Source organism: Bacteroides sp. An269, assembly GCF_002159755.1.
GTDB lineage: Bacteria > Bacteroidota > Bacteroidia > Bacteroidales > Bacteroidaceae > Phocaeicola > Phocaeicola intestinalis.
This window is the reverse complement of sequence record NZ_NFJG01000023.1, coordinates 1-16524: the sequence shown is the minus strand read 5'-3', so window position 1 is coordinate 16524 and position 16524 is coordinate 1. Positions and strand designations below refer to the sequence as shown.

The following is a 16524-nucleotide window of genomic DNA, read 5'->3' as shown; positions in this document are numbered from 1 at the left end:
GGTATTCAGGTTAGTCCAAAATGTTCCAACGTGTCTCGCTGGATTCCTTGGGGTGTCTGGAGCGTTCGGCAACCACGATGTTCTCCTTATGCTTGCCAATGTATTCAAGGCGGCTGAGGGTGGTCCACAAGTCATTGAACAGGTATAGGAAACGCTCTGTTGTTACCATCAGTTGACGGATATTGTGATGGTCATACAGCAAGCCGCAATTTTCCCGCAACAGCCCTTCGTATGCACCGGGAGTGATGCCGTTCCATTCATTGAAGTATTTCAACAGGTCCTCTTTCTCCTCCTTGCTCATGAAACTCAGGCATACGTACAGGTGGTGGGCCAGTGTGGAGAATACATTCAGAAAACGCAAGGGGGAATAGTATTGTCCTTCATTACGGTAGGAAAAATAAATGTCGGATATGAAAAGCATGATATGGCGGCACAACATGCCGATGTTTGTGGCCAGTGCCGTTTGCTTTTCCGCATTTTCCACCTTGGCGAGTATATCGAATGAGGCTTTTTCGATGGAATCGACAAGCTGCCCGAATTTGGTGTAATAGTTTTTCAGGTCAGGATGGCTGGACATGCTGGTACAGGGAGGTATGAAGTTACCGTCCACTTCGCAGCGGTTGCCGTTCTTGCGCAAACGACCGATCAGCAGGAAGTGCCTGCCCAGCTCGCCTCCGTTGGTTTGCCCTGTTGGCAGTACGCTCAACGCATATTTAGGCAATGCGTTGGGTTGCCGCGGACTTAATTCCTTTTCATCCGGGACACCTGAAGGACGGTGCTCGAACGGATCGGCCATCAGGATGACGTCCCATCGCAGGGCTTTGTCTTCCATTTCATCGGCAGAAATATGGAAACTGGCCGTCAGTTCATCATTGTCTCCTGCGTCATAATCAATCAGGTATCCTCCGGAAGTAATGGCATAGCACCGTTTCAGACGGACTTCCAAAGTTCCCGTGACAAGTTCCGTGATGCTGAAATCTCCGGAAACGGGTTCCCCCTTCTTGAAGGGTAAAAGCCCGTAGTTGGTGCGGTTCAGATGATACGACTGGTATTCGCACAGACGGTGTGTAAAATGGTTTTCCTGCTGGACGAAGTGTTCCTTCTTGACCGGCATGCCGTCCGCCCAGTTCACAAGCGGATAGCTGCCCCTTTTATTTTGATTTCCTGCCATAGTATTGCGTTTTAATATTCTTTATATGTTACTAGTTCATTCGCTACCCGTTTGGCGATAATCACATCATGCATCTTCAGCTTGTTTTCCGCAAGCGTGAGTTCCGGGTCAATATAGAACCTCTTTCTGAAAAAAGAGGATTTGGTATAGAATACCCATTCATAATATGCCCCGCCTTCATTTTGATAAACAATGGGCGAAGAAGGCGATTTGAGGTTGCAGTCATCAATCATGCGCTGGAACCATTGCCCGAAAATGACATCATCGGAGGCCTTGCCGGTAATACGTTCCGACACCGGGTCGTCTACCCTGCGGAAAATGTCCACGTCGATGACGATACTTCGTTCGCGGTTGATATACAGGGTTTCTGAATCGTATTCTTCCGAGTATTTCCACACTTTATAGATTTCTACGGGTATGTCAAAATAGCTTTTTACCGTCTGGGTATATAGAAGGGGAAATACAAAAGGCAGTATGCAGGTCGAAGCCCATACCCCGTATTGAAGTTCGTTGCAGAGGTTGAAGACGACCGAAAAAATTCCGGCACCTAACAGCACGACCGTGACTGTCATCAGGCACTGTATGCCGAAAGAGGGCATCTCCTTGCCCGAAGAAAACACTTTGCGCAGGATGTATCGGTTGTAATACCCGCCAATCCAGTACAGGATAACCAGCAGGATATAGATATAAGGCATGAAATTGTAGTCCATAAATCCGGACAGGCCGGGCAGGGCAAGTACAATACTGCACACGAGCAGATAAACAATCAGTCTCTTGTTGTTCAATAGTCTGTTCTTCCGTGCGACAAAATAGGCTGCTATCCCGAAAATTACGGTAAGCAGGGGCATCAGCAGATACGATGAAATGAGATGTTGGGTAACTGGGTCCATATGCTATAAGTTATTTAGGCTTTATTGTATTCGATGAATATCCGGTAATTGAATGTATCTGGCGAACAGGCTGAAAGCTTGGTTCTCAGATTGTCTTTCATCTGCTTTTCCTGTGACGGGTCGTCCAGCTTTTCTTTGAGAATCAAGTGTACCTCTTTGGTCCGTATCAGTCCTTCACTGGGCATCGGGCTGATTTCCACTCCGTTCTTAATCTCTGTACGTACCAACAGCTCTCCGAGTTCTTTTTTACAGAAACTGATAATATCATTCTGGGTCAATACACGGCCATGTGAAATAAAACCGTATTTGTAAATGTCTATGCGTTCCCGGTTCTTGGGAGCCTGTTTGCCGCCATAGGTGGTGCTGACAAGCGCAAGTGTCCTTGGCTCCAGATAGGTGTTGGTATTGGGCGACAGATCCACGCCGGCTTGTATCTGGTTCCCTATCTCACAGTTGGTGGTCCAGTATTTGACGGTAACCTGGCCCTTACCGGTCAATTGGTCGATCATCAGATAGTAGGGCGTCTCTCTGAACTCATTCATGTTATCGGTTGTTTGTTTCATTTGTGCCACCAGTTGCTCCATTTGGGTGGCAAGTGCCTGTAGCTTGATGCTCGAAACGGAACCGAATGCATGGGTTTCATCATCCAGCAGGTCCAGCAGATAGCATAGCAGTTCTTTGGCAGAACGGGAGTCAAACCGTTCGCACCCTCCTTTGCGGATGGAATACGTGCCATAGCCCGTCTTGGAATTTCCCTCCGGGTACAGAAGCTCATGATAGCTTTTCCCGTCCGAGTCTTTCACACTATGTACGGACAACAGGGATTCATGATTTTCCGTCCGCAGGGGAATCACCCTGAAAGTGTCTTCAAGGGTGCTCACTTGTTCACGCAACAGTTTGTTTTCAACGGGCACGATATTGATTCCCGCTTGCAGTTCATCCATAACCTCAGCTGTGAAATGGGCGGGAAATTGTATTTTTAGCCAGACCAGCCTGTCCTGCATCTTTTCCCGCACGGCTTCCTTGAAACAAGGATGCAGTTCTTCAGGCAATGTCTCTTTGCAGGAATCATCAAGCGGGAAAGACTGCCGGACGCTCAGGAAATGTTTATTGTAGATTTCCATGATTTCCTTGTCTATGAGGAACATCGCATCATAGTTCTGGAAAAACGCACGGAAGGGATTATCTTGTATATCGTCCTTTTCGTAGATTCCCCGCTGCATGACAACCTGTTCTCCCTTGACGGACCATTCCGTACAGGGAAGCAGGAACAGGTATTCATAGCTTTCCGTAAGATTGGGAAAATCAAGATAGAAAGAGAAATTCCGAAGGTCGGTAATGGATTCGTCCACAGCCAGGCCGAGCCAAACGGTACGCGGAGTCATTCTGGATTCCGTACGGGCAATCATGGTTTTTTCCAGGGTATGGTCTATCCGGTACAGGAGACTATTGCAGACCATATATCTTATGTCGGCTCTATGTAGCAGTGTATCACATGCCGGATAAAACGAAATACTTCCTGTCGACAGCTTCCGGATCAGTGAGTCGCTTTCATAATACATGCCCGATTCCCGGGTGATCAGATAAACGGGTTCAATGGGAAAAGCGTGTACGATGCCGTGTGCGGGGAAGGGGGAGGTCAGGATACCCGGTGTCAGAATCCGGGCGGTCTTTTCCAGCAGCCTTGTTTCAATGGCGGTAAAATCTTCTCCCAGCATATACATTTCATTGGCCAATGCTTCCAGCAGGAGCTTGACGACGGGATCAAAATTTTCGGCTTTTTTGATTCCCCAGAAAGTCGCAGCATACTTTAGCATACGGTTCCTGATCTGTTCCTTGTTATATTTCTCTATGCTCATATACCTTGTTATCTGGTTGAAATGGGACCTAAATAAATTACATAATAAAAGCACCGCTTCTCTCCTGTGTGTACCAGAGTGCCATACACATATACCTGAACGCGTTTCTTGATGGTCGAAACGCCGGATACGCTGTCTTGTCGGGTCGCGTCATCTATGCTGACCCGTACATATACGTTCGTAAGACGCTTTTCGTATCGGGTGATTGCCTTCGTAATGTATTCTGAGAATTGTCCTTCCCAACGGGTATGGGAGACAATGCTTTCAAAGTCAAGATAAAATATCTCACAGCCGAACTCCTTGTCAAAGGTATGCTCTCCGGGGGCCGTACTGATCAGCAACTCGATGAATTGGTCAATCGAATCAATCTCGTTGCACGAGGCAAGATGGTTGTTTCCCACATCTTCGTTCAGCAGGGCCTCAAAGTCCAAAGGCAGTTTGCAAAATTTCGTTTCCATATACGTCAGCGCCATTCGTTTTCAAATTCCTCGTTCGTAAATTTCAGTGTTCTCGCGGCAAACAGCAGGACGATGCTGCACTCATGGGTGGTATGGTCTATTCTTCGCCGGAAACGGATGCAGTTGCCCTCCGTAAACCGCAAGGCGAATGCGGCCTGTTGGTCGGGTTCGTCTTTCCGGTAAATCCGCAGGTCTCCGTCCTCGTACATCCTGCTGTACGCGGCCCATCTCAGCAGTCCGTCCCCCGGCATGCCGGTAAGCGTGCAGGTGACAAAGCCGCCGTATGCTTCACCCTCCGGCAGTCCGTTGCGGTCGGTATCGCGCTTGAATTTCAGGTCAAACTCCTCTACCGCGTAGGTCTCGTGGCAGACGGTCAGCCGCATCACGTACCGGTCATCTGGCACGGCGGAGTCTTTTCGTTTGAACAAAGAGGTAAACCAGTTCATGATTTCAAGTTTAAGTGACACGAATCACCCGCTTCCATTTCCCTGAAATGGATGGATAGCGAAGTCCGGCTTTCTTTTACTGTCGAATGCACATTGAGTTCAAGGCATTGGGCGCCTCTGAAACGGATAACTTCCTTGGGCGTACCGCTCATGCCGGAAGTGTTCATCACCTCTCCTTCTTTTAGGATTCTTGAATTGAACATCCATTCCAGCAGTTCTTCCGTAGGAAATCCCGCGACGCTTGCCCGCATCCTGCCTCCTTGGGGTTTGCCGGTTACTTGCCCGTTCGGACGGGCTTGTTTCTCAAAGTCATACTCATAACTCAGCAGCTCGTATGCCTGCACTTCCTCATGCTCCGAGGGTTCGGCGGTCCAGAACTTGATATACGATTGTGCACTCATATCCTTATATTATTTTATTCTTCTTCACTCGTCAGATTGGTTTGCAGCATGGCGGTCAGGGTACGTTCCTCGTTCATGCGTGACTCTACGAATAGCACCATGTCCTGACTGTCCAGATGTTTGCGTACATAGGCCCGCAGGTAGGCTTTGAATGCCTGCACCTTCGTCCGGTATTCCTCCAACGGGAGGGCGAAGATGTCCTGCGTTCCTATCCGTTCCAGTCCGTATTTCTCCAGTTCTTCTTCAAATGACTTCTTTGATGGATCATTGGAGATTGTATAAATGATTAATGTTTTATATTGCTTCATTTTATTATAGTAACTAATTAATTAGAAAATAATATATCAACGCCCCTAAAATCATTTCATAAATTGGTATACACCAAATCATCCAATTAGATATAATTTTATTCCTTACACAACCTTGATACTTTTTCATTAGATTTTCTATTTTTTTTTTACGGTACACTATAACACAAAAAGTAACAAAAATGAATAGTGGTGCGATCAAAAAAATGAGGCTTGGAATTCCATTTAAAAAATAAATATATACGCTATGAATATCAGCCCATTTTTTAATGCAAAAAAACAATATAACTATTGCTATTCCAACTATGTATGACAAGAAAATACATGTACTTAATATTGGAGGATCTCCATGTCGTTTGTACATTATATATAACCTATAAAAAATATAATCAATCATCATGCTATTTTCTATAAATAAAAGGTGACACAACTCTTGTATTATCTTGTGGCATAACAAAATACGGATTATAAAAATCTGTAGAGAAATTCAATTCTTCCTTATTCCGTATAGGAGCAATATTTTGTATAGGATCAACCTCATAATCATTCCCCCAAAGTACACCTCCATCCAATTCTTCATCTATCATATCACCTATTGTTTTATCAAAAAGACAAAGTCCCACAATATCTGCTGCAAAGAAAACACCACCAATAGCCCAACCAACTCCAGGTATTGTTGCGCAAAGTCCTGTTACCACAGTATAAATATCTGAAGCTTTAACATTCCCATTATTAAACATATTTACACCTGTAGAAAATACACTTAATGCAGTTCCAACCCTACCAGCTCTATTTAAAAATTTTCCCAAACTTTTTCTTATTGCACTTGATTTTATATTATATCCATTATTTCTTAATGATTTACTAATTTCATTTGACAAATCACGTCTAAATCTACGATTTGCTGCATTCTCTATATTCCATTTACTTTCCAGCCAGCCAACAGGAACTCCAATAAAAGCATTAGTCAAATCAAATGTCTTTAATATATCAGAAGTAAGTTGTTCACCATAATAGATATTAAAATCCTTCAAAGGAATAGTGTATTTTTCAATCTTATAATCATTATTCACCATTCCCTTAGCTTCCACAGTTAATGTTGCAGGAACACAATTATAATTAAGTAAAACCTCCACATCATTTAAACTAGAAACTTTCACTATTTTTTTACCAAAAGTATCAAATCCCATATTTACAGAAAAAGTTCCATCAAGATTGGAAAAACAAATAGCATTTTTAATTTGCTCTTCTGTCAAATGTAAACTTCTTATATATGATTCTGGAGAATAATCTATTCTTTGTATGGACTTCGAATAAAAAAAATAATTTCCATCTCTCCTATATAATGATTCATCAAGATATATTTGTTCTTCAAAGGCATAGCCAAGTCCTTCAACATATCCTGTATAAATAATATCCATTCTATTCATTTGAAAGAAATCATCTTTCGATATGAATGTTTGAGTTCTGTCATTGTATTCAGGCATAATTATAGTTATTTATTTCACCCATCTATTATCAAATTCAATACCATTCGCGTTTACACTCTCTGGAGAAAGAACCAATGTTGTTAATAATCCTTGTCCCATATTAATTATTCTATGTAATTTTATGCAGTATGCATTCGTAAACGCCACCTCAAATATCACCCCGGACGTACCAGTCTTGAATAGCACCGCCCCGTTCTTTTTCACCCACGGCTTGATGGCCCATCCGTAGATATTGTTTTTCACCGTTTGCGAAAGGACAATCATGATTCGCCCTCCGCGCACTTCTCCTTCCGGTTGGTTCTTGTTTCCGTCAACAGGCTGGTGGAAACCTATCTTGAACTGTTCTACCGCATATTCGTCGCCGTCAATGCTGAATATGACATTCACATCGCTGTCCACTTGTGGAAAATTAAAGAGTCCCATAACTTTTTCTTTTTTTAGAGTACCCACTGGTTTTCAAATTCTTCTGTACCGAACATCAGTTTCTGTGCCTGTACGGTCAGTTTGGTCGCAATATAGCCCTTACCCTGCCGGATATAGCTGATTTCCATATCCACACAGGTCGCTTTCTCAAAGAGTATCTTCTCAAGCGCGGAGCCTTGGTTATCATGCACGACGATGGCGCCGCTTTGGTATTTGCGCGCATCCAGCATCCACTGGATCATGTCCCGGTTGGGCAGGTGGGGATAGGTCACATAAAAGGTTCCGCCCTTGACTTCCGTCTGCACCTGTCCCTTGACATCTATCCCTTGGGCGAATCCGAATTCACAACCTATCAGTTGGTAACTGTCCTTATACATATCTGTCAGCGAGGTGGCTGCCAGATTGCCGATTTTTAAGAATACTGTATATCCAAACATAGTGCATACAAAATTTAGGAGTGAATATTCAAGGTTAATTCGTTTCGTTCATCCAGGCCGACCTCCAGTGTCTTTCCCTGGCAAAGTTCCTCTTTGATAATGAGGCGCGATATGGGTCTGCGCAGATAGTTACGGATTACGCCGGCCACTTGGCGTGCGCCGTATTTGGGAGTAAATCCCTTATGCGCAAGCATCTTTCGGGCATCATCACTGATGATGATGTTGATACCCTGTTTGTCCAGTAGTTTCTTGACCCCGTTGAATTGTATATCGAATATTTTCAATAGGATATCTTCGCTGATAGGGGAGAATGGGACAATTTCAGACAGGCGGGCAAGGAATTCCGGGCGGAAATACTGCCCCATCACTTCCATTATCTGGCTGGTGGTCGGTACATTGCCCGATTCCAGCTGTCTTGTCAGCCACTCGCTTCCCACATTGGAGGTGAACAGGATAATGGAGTTCGAAAAATCCCCTTCCTTTCCCAGCCGGTCATGCAGTTTCCCTTCGTCCATGATTTGTAGGAAAATGTCATATACGGAAGGGTGCGCTTTCTCTATCTCGTCAAATAGTACGACGGCGTATGGTTGCTGGCGTATCTTGTTGACCAGCATACCGCCTTCCTCATAGCCCACGTATCCCGGAGGCGCACCGTATAGCAGGGCGGCAGAGTGTTCTTCCTTGAATTCGGACATGTCAAAGCGGATCATGGACTTCTCGTCGTTGAATAGTGTTTCTGCCAATGCCTTGGCGAGTTCGGTCTTTCCGGTTCCGGTGGGTCCTAGCAGGAAGAAGGAGCCGATAGGTTGCCCCGGCTTGTTCATGCCGCTGCGGGATTCCAGAATGGCGTCCGTCAATGTCTTCAATGCCCGGTCTTGTCCGACGACCCTGCGCCGCAAATACTCCTCCATATTGAGCAGGCGTTCTTTTTCCTGGGACTGTATTTTACCGATAGGGATACCTGTCTTGCTGGCAACAACGGCAGCAACCTCATACACTTCCACCTGCTCTATTTCTTTCTCGGCAAACCGGAGAATGGCATTCAATGCGTTTCTCAGATAAGCTGCCAGTTCTTCATACTTCTGCAATTCATGGACATCCGTCTCTTCTGGTATGACTCCCAGCAGGATAGGGCTTAGCTTGTTGTGCATCAGAAATATCAGGTCCCTCAGTTCTTCTTCCTTCTCTACAGGCTCCTTTTCCGCCTGCTCAATTTCGTTCAATTGGCCAAGCAGGATTTCCGCATCGTTCTTGCCTGTTTCATTCACCATTTTAATGGCGGAGAGTGTCATGTCCAGCAGCCCTATGGCAGAATCCGGCAAACGGCGGTCTTTCACATACCGTTTGGCAAGGCGCACACATTCGGCTACTGCGTCCTCGCTGATTTTTACATGGTGGTAGTCCACATACTGTTTCTGTACGGAGTGCAGCATCTGAATGGCAGACTTCATGTCCGGCTCATTGATTTGTATCACCTCAAAACGGCGATTAAAGGCATGGTCCGGCTCGATGATCTTACGGTATTCGTCAATGGTAGTGGCGCCTATCACGGTCAGGTTACCGTGCGACAATTCGGGTTTCAGCACATTTCCGGCGCCCGAATTCCCTTGCCGGCTATCCAGCAATACATGGATTTCATCAATAAACAGGATAGCGTTGTCGATGCCGCGAAGTTCTTTCAGGATATTTTTCAGGCGGTCTTCAATTTCTCCTTTATAGGTCGCTCCGGCTATGAGTGAGGCATTATCCAGTTCAAAGATACGGGCTCCTTCCAGGAAGGAGGGTACTTTATGGTTCACGATATCCCACGCAAGCCCATAAACTAAAGCCGTTTTCCCGACCCCGGCATCGCCGACAATCAGCACATTGGATTTGCTGAGGCTGCCTAAAATCTCCATGATCATGCGGTTCTCGCGGTCACGGTTGATTACCGGATGCAGGCTGTTCGTCGCAGCAGCGGTAAGATCCATACAGTATTTGGTTAAAAAGGAAGATGAAGATGAATTGGGTGACAAGACAGGACTTTCCGTCATGGAAACGGGAGGGTTGCCTGACGGCTCATTATTATATATGGAACGGATATCCTTTTCCAGTATGGGAAAGGATTTGAGCTGGTCGCTCGAAAAGGCGACTCCCGGCTTTGCCAGGGCAGCCAATACACATATAGGGTTAATATCGAACAGCCCTAGCTCTATGCGCACATCATCGGCAGCACGGAATAGGCTGCCAATCTTTTCCGAAGGCTTGATTTCTGACAGCTGGGTGGATTTCGGGCATTGCTCGATATGGACATCCGCCCATTCTTCCAGATAGCCTAAATCCTTACCTATACTTAATATAAAATCTCTTAGCCCTACTTCCTTATGAAGTAAGGCTTTCAATAAATGCGAAGGGGTATAATACTCATTCGCATTTTCACGGGCCACTGCCTGTGCTATGTTAAGCGCAATTTTTATAGAATCATCAAGATTAATGAAACCAACTCCTGTATCCATAATCAATAAGATTTAAAATTGCGCAGGAGAACACCGCAAATATAAGGCAAAAAACGAAAATCCGCTACTTTTAGAGCGTTTTTTTTATGCCTGAGGGCATTTTTTCGAGAAAAATCGAAAATTTTTCCTAAAACGCTTTGTTATTTCAGCAAAATGCCATAAATTGAGCACCGAAATTAGAAGTCAAAAATGACGGGGCAACCGGTCATGGATGAGGGATAATTTCAGAATTAACATTTTTATTAACTTAAAACATTGAGAATATGGCATTTAAAGCGTCATTTAAGTTCTCGGACTCGAAAGAGTTTGATGTGTTGAGATGGGATGTCAAGTTCAACCGTGATGTGGATCCTAAGGGTCGTCCGGCATCTGACATCTATGGTGGTACAATTAATGTCGAGGTTGAATCAACTCCGGATACGATTGTACTGGACAAAATGTTCAAGCAGTATCAGCCTGTAAACGGAAACATCGTCTTCAAGAAAGCAGACGAGGATGCCAAGATGAAGGAACTGGTATTTGAGAACGGGTATATTGTGAAGTACGAGGAGGCACTGAATGTAGCGAACTCATACCCAATGACAATCAAATTCTCCATCTCTGCTCAAACAGTGAAGATGGCTGATGCTACATTTGTACAAGACTGGCCGGAAAACAACTAACCGTTGTTTCTAGTCAAATTCTTGGAGTGCCGGAATATACCAATTCCGGTTATTTCGGCACTCAAAAACATACCGACCAGTCGGATTAATAAGTGGGAATTAAATAGATATTAATAAGTATGGGAGCAAGTTTTCTGAATTTGGTAGCCACCAAGGTAACCGTGAAGGGGGAAGAACAAAAATTCGTTTCTTTACGCCTTCATCAAGGTTTCAACCGGCATCACACGTTTACTATAATTGTAAACTATCTGTCGCCTAACAACACCTTTCAGCAGACTCCGGAGAAATTCATCAATTACATTGGGGAGACTGCCAATATTTCATTCGTCCACAAGCAGACCGGAGAAAGCTATGATTTCGAAGGGATTATCAATCAGGTGGAAATGATTGGAAGTGTGGGCGAAACGGGCGGAGTGGCTATTCATGGAGCAAGCCCTACTATACTGTATGAAAATAACAAGACACTCGACTCATGGACGGATCAGACCTTATCCGCCATTATAAAGGAAGTGACACAGGAGTACGGAAAAGTCAATCTGGTCTCTAATCCTGAATATGATTTGCCTATCCCTTACATGGCACAATACAACGAAAGTGTCTTTGATTTTATGAATCGCCTTTCGGCCCTGTATGGGGAATGGTTTTATTACGATGGCGCCAAAACTTATTTTGGCAAGCCGGACAAGGAGGACGACCCTAAGAAGATCTTGTATGACGTGGACTTGGAAGAAGTAAGGTTGGTAGCCAATCTGGTACCGGGGAAATCTGCCAGATACGATTATGTAGCGCAGGAGAACAAAATACATAAGGCAGATACGCCCGCTAAACCGGAAGGAATGAACGACCTCCAGTCCATTGCTCATGGCTGTTCGGAAAAGGCTTACAGCGCCCGCACCACTTCTGCGGCAAATCCGCATATCACAGACAAGGCGGGATTGGACGAACAAATGAAAATTGTAAAGAATTCATCCGGTGCCGGTCTCTTGAATATAAAGGGGATCGGAAAAACATGCCGGATCCGGATCGGAGAGGTTATTGACGTGGCTTTTCCGGATAGGATGAAATTGTCTCCTTTAGGGAAATTCCGTATTACTGAAATCACCCACGAGGTGAATCGGGACGGACATTATATGAATAGTTTTGTCGGCATCCCGGATCAAATGACACATATCCCTATGCCCAATGTGAAAATGCCGTTGGCATTGCCTGAGTTGGCAACGGTGGAGAAGAACGATGACGAAAAAGGACAGGGACGCGTGAAGGTTGTCTTTGATTGGCAGAAAAAGGGAAAAACGACCAATTGGATCAGGGTACAGAGCCCTAATGCGGGAACAAGCGATGCGGTATCCAAAAACCGGGGATGGGTATTTGTTCCGGAAGTCGGGGACCAGGTGATGGTCGGTTATGAACACGGCAATCCGGACCGTCCTTATGTAACCGGAGCCATGTTTCACAAGGACTCGGGAAAGGGCGGAGACAAGGACAACAAACTGAAAAGTATCATCACCCGAAGTGGAAACACCATTCTTTTTGATGATGAAACGGGAAGTATCACCATTATGGACCAGACTGGGAAACAGCTTATTGTTCTGGATGGGAAAGATACGATTAATATCATGGCAAAGAAAACGGTGACAGTCACCAACGAAGAAGAGTCGGTTATTATCATGGATGGCAGGTCTATCGGCTTGCAGTCTGATACGATTTCCATTGAAGGGAGGAAAAGCATTACACTGTTGTCAGGCGGTGAGAACATGATACTCAGCGGTGAAAAGAAGATAATCGGCAGCAGTGGAACCAATATCAAGCAGGAGGCTTCCAAAGGATATGACTTGAGTACTCAGAAAGGCACAGTCAAAGGTACAAACTTGTCAATCGAAGGCACAGCCGATGTAGCGGTAACAGGAGGAATCATAAAGTTCAACTCATAAAACCTCAGGATATGGGAGCATCTGCGTCTGTTGTACAGGAATACTTTAAGGCGGTCGATTATTGGGCGGATATTGCCGATAAGAAGGACTGGAAACTGGCTATATGGATTGTCGGACAGAACGATGTGGATTTGGTTGACAGGTTCTTGGAAATCGAACGCTCGCCTGTCGGACAGTTCGAGGATATTTTCTTCCGGTTTGACACGCCGTATGAGGGAAGCGGGGATGAATACACCGAACAGCTATGGCAGGAATATGCCGGCTGGTTCTCAGAAGAAGTGGAGGAAAAATACGACATCATCAAGGCCTTGCGGCACGATGGGCTGTTGAAAGAAGAATATGTCCCGGACACGTCTGTCGAACATACGGCAGCCAATCTGTGGAAAGAGATGTTGCGTTTCAAGGCATGTATATCCGGATTGGAGAATGCCTGTTTCTGCATCTATTTTCCTCCGGGACAGGAAAGGGGGCTTTCCAGGACCGAATGGTTCAAGAAGGTCTTGGAAGAAGGGATTCCGCAGGGAATCCGGTTAACGACCATTGACATGAAGAAAAACAGAAGTGTCAATCTGGATGAATCGCCGGCTGTAATTTATATCTGCCCAAAGTTCGATATGGCGGCGGCCCTGCATAACCGGATGGCACGGAGCGATACGGGCAATGACCTGATTGCACCCGAAAACCGGTTCAAACAGCAGGTGAGTGCCGTCATGGATTGCACACAAAAGCAGGATTGGAAATTGTTGGACAAGGAAATCCGGAAACTGCTGGATGTTGCCGGGGAGTTGAAGGATACGAATATATTGACATCCGCTCTGTTCATCGCCGCTGAAGCGTGTTATGCGATTCGGGAATACAAACATAGCATAAAGTACAGCGACGATACGATCAGGGAAGCGGAAAAGGCAATGGATAATGGCGAAGCGGCTGGATATAGCTACTGGAAAATGGCAACTTCCATGAAAGCGGCTGTCCTGACGGCAGAGAAAAAACGGGAGGAAGCAATTGCACTGTATGAGGGACTGGCGGAGAAAGCTATCGGACAAAAAGATCCCTACTATGTCATGGAAGGTTATCGTATGTGTGGCTTTTTACGCTACGAGGAAGGCCAGCTGAATCAGGCTTTCGAGTATTTTCTGCTTGCTTTGGCAGCCGGGAGTTATCTTTCCGAAGAAATCAGACGGAACTCCACGTTTACTTATGCGGCATATCTGGCGCTCCACACTGGCAGGCAGGTACGTGCGCCGATTGATATGGAGGTCTTGGAAGGGCAGCTTCAGGAATGGCTGGGAGAAGATTGGAAACAACTGGTGGAGGGTCCAGCCATGCAGCAGGCAAAAGCCAGAAGAAAAAGTAAGATTTTCGGATGAGTGAGATTTACTAACATATTTTTTTAATTATAAAACAGATTAAGTATGGATTTAGGAAATTACGGAATAGGCGGAAATGAAGTGAAAATGGATGCCTCCGAAGGTATTGCGGAAATTCCACAGAACCGGACATTATTGGTTGAACAATTGACAAAGGACGAACCGGTAGCTCCCGAAGTGGTCATCGGTCTGACTAGCATTGACGAAGTCTTTGCACATTTCCAGCCGGAAATTGATATAGAGTTCGCTGATGCGGAAGGGGCTCCTGTTGAAGAGAACTTCCGTTTCCACAATGTGGGAGATTTCTCCGTGAAGAAAATGACGGAACAGAGTCCTTTCCTGTCGGGGCTGAATGCGGAAAAACAGTTTGCTGACAGGATGGAGAAGTCGTTACGGTCTAACAAGGTGCTGCAACGGGTTCTGGAAAACCCGGCTACACGCAAGGCGTTCGTCAATACACTGTCTATCATGTTGGACGAATTAAAGGAAAATGAGAACTCTAACCCTGTAAATGAATGAGAACCATGAGCGAACAGAACACACAGAAGGAAACCGCAGTACAGCAACAGCAGGCTGCGGTACAAACCAAAAACTTGAATGCGGAGTTACAGGCTTTGGCAAAGTTCGGAGGTTTCAACGTCTTGGAATCTTCGGTGGACGGCATACAGAATTTGAATCCGGAACGTAAGGCACGCCGGAATATATTCCTTACTGACCGGGAACGGGCTAACGAGCGTAAGGAACTGAGAAAAAGGATTGAGATGTGGATAGATATGCTGAAAGACGGCAAGTCCATCAGCGAAATGGTGGATTTGTGCCAGAAAAAGTCTGCTGCCGTCTCTGACCTGCTCTCTCAAAATCAGCTGAAGGCGGTAGAAGAAGTGAAACAATTGGAAAAATCATACCGCACGGTCATGCTTTTCTACAAGAATACGGATGCTGACAAGATTAAGAACGTATCCATTGTCAACGCTTCCATGGCGCAGCTTACCGATTTGGACAACTCTTTCTTTATCGATGCTATTGCCGACGAGCTTCGTGCCAACTATGACCGTTTGGATTTACGTACCAATTATTCACTGCTGGTAATCCCCGGATACCTGGGTTCCAACAAGGTGGTGGAGAAATGGGCAAAAATAGCGCATGACAACAAGGTTATGATTTTCACTGATTTTGCAGACCTTGAAAAACCGGATGATGTGATTGAGATGTTCTTCGATTCCAATCTGACAGGTGGCGATGTCTATAAGTCCAATGTCTGCATGACATGCAACTATCTGGTAGGACGTGGACGCTATACCGAATTGGGAGAAACCGAGGACTTGCTGATTCCACCTTCGGCTGCACTGGCTGGCAGTGTGTACAAAACCGTGATGGCACAGGTCACTGCCGGAAAGAAGTACGGCTCTATGAGCGAGGTGGACAGCGTGGCTTTCAACCTGAAGAAGAGCGAAATCTCCGAAATAGAAAAGATTGGTCTGATACCGATGGTAAAGGAATACGGCAAAGTCATGGCTTTCTCGGCAAAGACCTTGTTCAACGGTGACAATCTGGGCTTGCAGACCTACTCGGTGGTACGTGTGTTCGATTGGGTGACAAAGGTCCTGATGGATTTTCTCAACCGCCGTGCCTTCGAAAATTGGAACAGCAAGGCTGAAAGGGATTTGCGCGGGCAGATTAGCAATTTCCTGGACAGCATACAAGGTCCCGGACGCCTGATTGAAAAATTCAAGATCCTGCGCTTCGAGAGAGACCCGAAGCAGAAGGACCGTATCTTCCTCGACATTCACCTGACTCCCTATTTCCCGGCAAAGAGCTTTGTCATCAAGCTGGAGGGAACGAAGGGGGATGATGAAAATGAATGGAACAGCGATTATGCACAGGATGCATAAATGAGTATTTTTAGAAGTAACTGAAGGGTCCGGCGGGGCTCTTCAGCTACTCTCCTTTTTACATCCTAAAAAATTCTCACTATGTCAGATGTATTCAAAAATATAGCTGACGCCGTTGATAGCAACAGCGTCAGACGGGGCTTTTCCGACCTTTTCACGGCCTCGAAAGCGGCTCTGGACAGGCTCCAGTCAGGTCTGGCAGGAGCTCTTCCTTCCGTGCCGGGCATGCCTGTGGCCAAGTTCGGCGACCTGTCCGTGGGCATCGACACGCACCCCACGGTCACGCCGCCT

Annotated in this window: 17 protein-coding genes; 6 read left to right on the top strand and 11 right to left on the bottom strand. The window is 45.7% G+C overall.

Features of this window, described 5'->3' with window-relative positions:
• Positions 1 to 10: 10 nt before the first annotated feature.
• The 11 genes from B5F71_RS06750 to B5F71_RS06695 all read right to left on the bottom strand — a co-directional run bounded on the left by B5F71_RS06750 (position 11) and on the right by B5F71_RS06695 (position 10378).
• Positions 11 to 1171, bottom strand: coding sequence for a hypothetical protein (locus B5F71_RS06750; protein WP_013617119.1), 1161 nt, complete (start codon positions 1169 to 1171; stop codon positions 11 to 13).
• An 11-nt stretch (positions 1172 to 1182) separates the two neighbouring features.
• Positions 1183 to 2061, bottom strand: a complete 879-nt coding sequence (locus B5F71_RS06745; protein ID WP_087208670.1) for a TssN family type VI secretion system protein — start codon at positions 2059 to 2061, stop codon at positions 1183 to 1185.
• 14 nt (positions 2062 to 2075) lie between these two features.
• Entirely contained in the window at positions 2076 to 3920 is a 1845-nt protein-coding gene (locus B5F71_RS06740) for a type VI secretion system baseplate subunit TssF (protein ID WP_087208668.1), read from the bottom strand.
• Between the two features lie 8 nt (positions 3921 to 3928).
• Positions 3929 to 4378: a GPW/gp25 family protein gene (locus tag B5F71_RS06735; protein ID WP_241148570.1), complete on the bottom strand. Its 450-nt coding sequence runs from the start codon at positions 4376 to 4378 to the stop codon at positions 3929 to 3931.
• A gap of 5 nt (positions 4379 to 4383) precedes the next feature.
• Positions 4384 to 4824 carry a type VI secretion system tube protein TssD gene (gene tssD / locus B5F71_RS06730; protein WP_087208665.1) on the bottom strand — a complete coding sequence of 147 codons (441 nt, stop codon included), beginning with the start codon at positions 4822 to 4824 and terminating at the stop codon, positions 4384 to 4386.
• Positions 4821 to 5225 (bottom strand): type VI secretion system tube protein TssD, encoded by a 405-nt coding sequence (gene tssD / locus B5F71_RS06725; RefSeq protein ID WP_087208663.1) that lies wholly within the window; start codon positions 5223 to 5225, stop codon positions 4821 to 4823. Before tssD (B5F71_RS06725) ends, tssD (B5F71_RS06730) begins: the two co-directional genes overlap by 4 nt.
• Before the next feature lie 14 nt (positions 5226 to 5239).
• A complete protein-coding gene (locus B5F71_RS06720) occupies positions 5240 to 5533 on the bottom strand; it encodes a hypothetical protein (protein ID WP_087208661.1) in 294 nt (97 codons plus the stop codon).
• A 401-nt stretch (positions 5534 to 5934) separates the two neighbouring features.
• Complete coding sequence (locus B5F71_RS06710) at positions 5935 to 7020, bottom strand: hypothetical protein (RefSeq protein WP_087208658.1); 1086 nt, start codon at positions 7018 to 7020, stop codon at positions 5935 to 5937.
• A 12-nt stretch (positions 7021 to 7032) separates the two neighbouring features.
• Positions 7033 to 7446: a type VI secretion system tube protein TssD gene (tssD, locus tag B5F71_RS06705; protein ID WP_087208656.1), complete on the bottom strand. Its 414-nt coding sequence runs from the start codon at positions 7444 to 7446 to the stop codon at positions 7033 to 7035.
• A gap of 14 nt (positions 7447 to 7460) precedes the next feature.
• Positions 7461 to 7883 (bottom strand): type VI secretion system tube protein TssD, encoded by a 423-nt coding sequence (tssD, locus tag B5F71_RS06700; protein ID WP_013617109.1) that lies wholly within the window; start codon positions 7881 to 7883, stop codon positions 7461 to 7463.
• A 14-nt stretch (positions 7884 to 7897) separates the two neighbouring features.
• Positions 7898 to 10378 carry an ATP-dependent Clp protease ATP-binding subunit gene (locus tag B5F71_RS06695; RefSeq protein WP_087208654.1) on the bottom strand — a complete coding sequence of 827 codons (2481 nt, stop codon included), beginning with the start codon at positions 10376 to 10378 and terminating at the stop codon, positions 7898 to 7900.
• Between the two features lie 263 nt (positions 10379 to 10641).
• Here B5F71_RS06695 and tssD (B5F71_RS06690) point away from each other — a divergent pair, with 263 nt between their 5' ends.
• The 6 genes from tssD (B5F71_RS06690) to B5F71_RS06665 form a co-directional block, all read left to right on the top strand.
• Entirely contained in the window at positions 10642 to 11040 is a 399-nt protein-coding gene (tssD, locus tag B5F71_RS06690; RefSeq protein ID WP_013617107.1) for a type VI secretion system tube protein TssD, read from the top strand.
• 119 nt (positions 11041 to 11159) lie between these two features.
• Positions 11160 to 12971: a phage baseplate assembly protein V gene (locus tag B5F71_RS06685; protein ID WP_087208652.1), complete on the top strand. Its 1812-nt coding sequence runs from the start codon at positions 11160 to 11162 to the stop codon at positions 12969 to 12971.
• An 11-nt stretch (positions 12972 to 12982) separates the two neighbouring features.
• Complete coding sequence (locus B5F71_RS06680) at positions 12983 to 14341, top strand: hypothetical protein (protein WP_087208651.1); 1359 nt, start codon at positions 12983 to 12985, stop codon at positions 14339 to 14341.
• A 45-nt stretch (positions 14342 to 14386) separates the two neighbouring features.
• Complete coding sequence (locus B5F71_RS06675; protein WP_087208649.1) at positions 14387 to 14860, top strand: hypothetical protein; 474 nt, start codon at positions 14387 to 14389, stop codon at positions 14858 to 14860.
• Complete coding sequence (locus tag B5F71_RS06670; RefSeq protein WP_174490712.1) at positions 14857 to 16233, top strand: DUF5458 family protein; 1377 nt, start codon at positions 14857 to 14859, stop codon at positions 16231 to 16233. The genes B5F71_RS06675 and B5F71_RS06670 overlap by 4 nt, the downstream gene beginning before the upstream one ends.
• Before the next feature lie 81 nt (positions 16234 to 16314).
• On the top strand, positions 16315 to 16524 hold a 210-nt coding region (locus tag B5F71_RS06665), incomplete at its 3' end, for a hypothetical protein (RefSeq protein ID WP_143269857.1).

Excerpts from the sequence above, each read along its gene's own strand:
- B5F71_RS06750 (WP_013617119.1), bottom strand. The coding sequence starts at position 1,171 with ATGGCAGGAAATCAAAATAAAAGGGGCAGCTATCCGCTTGTGAACTGG.
- B5F71_RS06745 (WP_087208670.1), bottom strand. The coding sequence starts at position 2,061 with ATGGACCCAGTTACCCAACATCTCATTTCATCGTATCTGCTGATGCCC.
- B5F71_RS06740 (WP_087208668.1), bottom strand. The coding sequence starts at position 3,920 with ATGAGCATAGAGAAATATAACAAGGAACAGATCAGGAACCGTATGCTA.
- B5F71_RS06735 (WP_241148570.1), bottom strand. The coding sequence starts at position 4,378 with ATGGAAACGAAATTTTGCAAACTGCCTTTGGACTTTGAGGCCCTGCTG.
- tssD (WP_087208665.1), bottom strand. The coding sequence starts at position 4,824 with ATGAACTGGTTTACCTCTTTGTTCAAACGAAAAGACTCCGCCGTGCCA.
- tssD (WP_087208663.1), bottom strand. The coding sequence starts at position 5,225 with ATGAGTGCACAATCGTATATCAAGTTCTGGACCGCCGAACCCTCGGAG.
- B5F71_RS06720 (WP_087208661.1), bottom strand. The coding sequence starts at position 5,533 with ATGAAGCAATATAAAACATTAATCATTTATACAATCTCCAATGATCCA.
- B5F71_RS06710 (WP_087208658.1), bottom strand. The coding sequence starts at position 7,020 with ATGCCTGAATACAATGACAGAACTCAAACATTCATATCGAAAGATGAT.
- tssD (WP_087208656.1), bottom strand. The coding sequence starts at position 7,446 with ATGGGACTCTTTAATTTTCCACAAGTGGACAGCGATGTGAATGTCATA.
- tssD (WP_013617109.1), bottom strand. The coding sequence starts at position 7,883 with ATGTTTGGATATACAGTATTCTTAAAAATCGGCAATCTGGCAGCCACC.
- B5F71_RS06695 (WP_087208654.1), bottom strand. The coding sequence starts at position 10,378 with ATGGATACAGGAGTTGGTTTCATTAATCTTGATGATTCTATAAAAATT.
- tssD (WP_013617107.1), top strand. The coding sequence starts at position 10,642 with ATGGCATTTAAAGCGTCATTTAAGTTCTCGGACTCGAAAGAGTTTGAT.
- B5F71_RS06685 (WP_087208652.1), top strand. The coding sequence starts at position 11,160 with ATGGGAGCAAGTTTTCTGAATTTGGTAGCCACCAAGGTAACCGTGAAG.
- B5F71_RS06680 (WP_087208651.1), top strand. The coding sequence starts at position 12,983 with ATGGGAGCATCTGCGTCTGTTGTACAGGAATACTTTAAGGCGGTCGAT.
- B5F71_RS06675 (WP_087208649.1), top strand. The coding sequence starts at position 14,387 with ATGGATTTAGGAAATTACGGAATAGGCGGAAATGAAGTGAAAATGGAT.
- B5F71_RS06670 (WP_174490712.1), top strand. The coding sequence starts at position 14,857 with ATGAGAACCATGAGCGAACAGAACACACAGAAGGAAACCGCAGTACAG.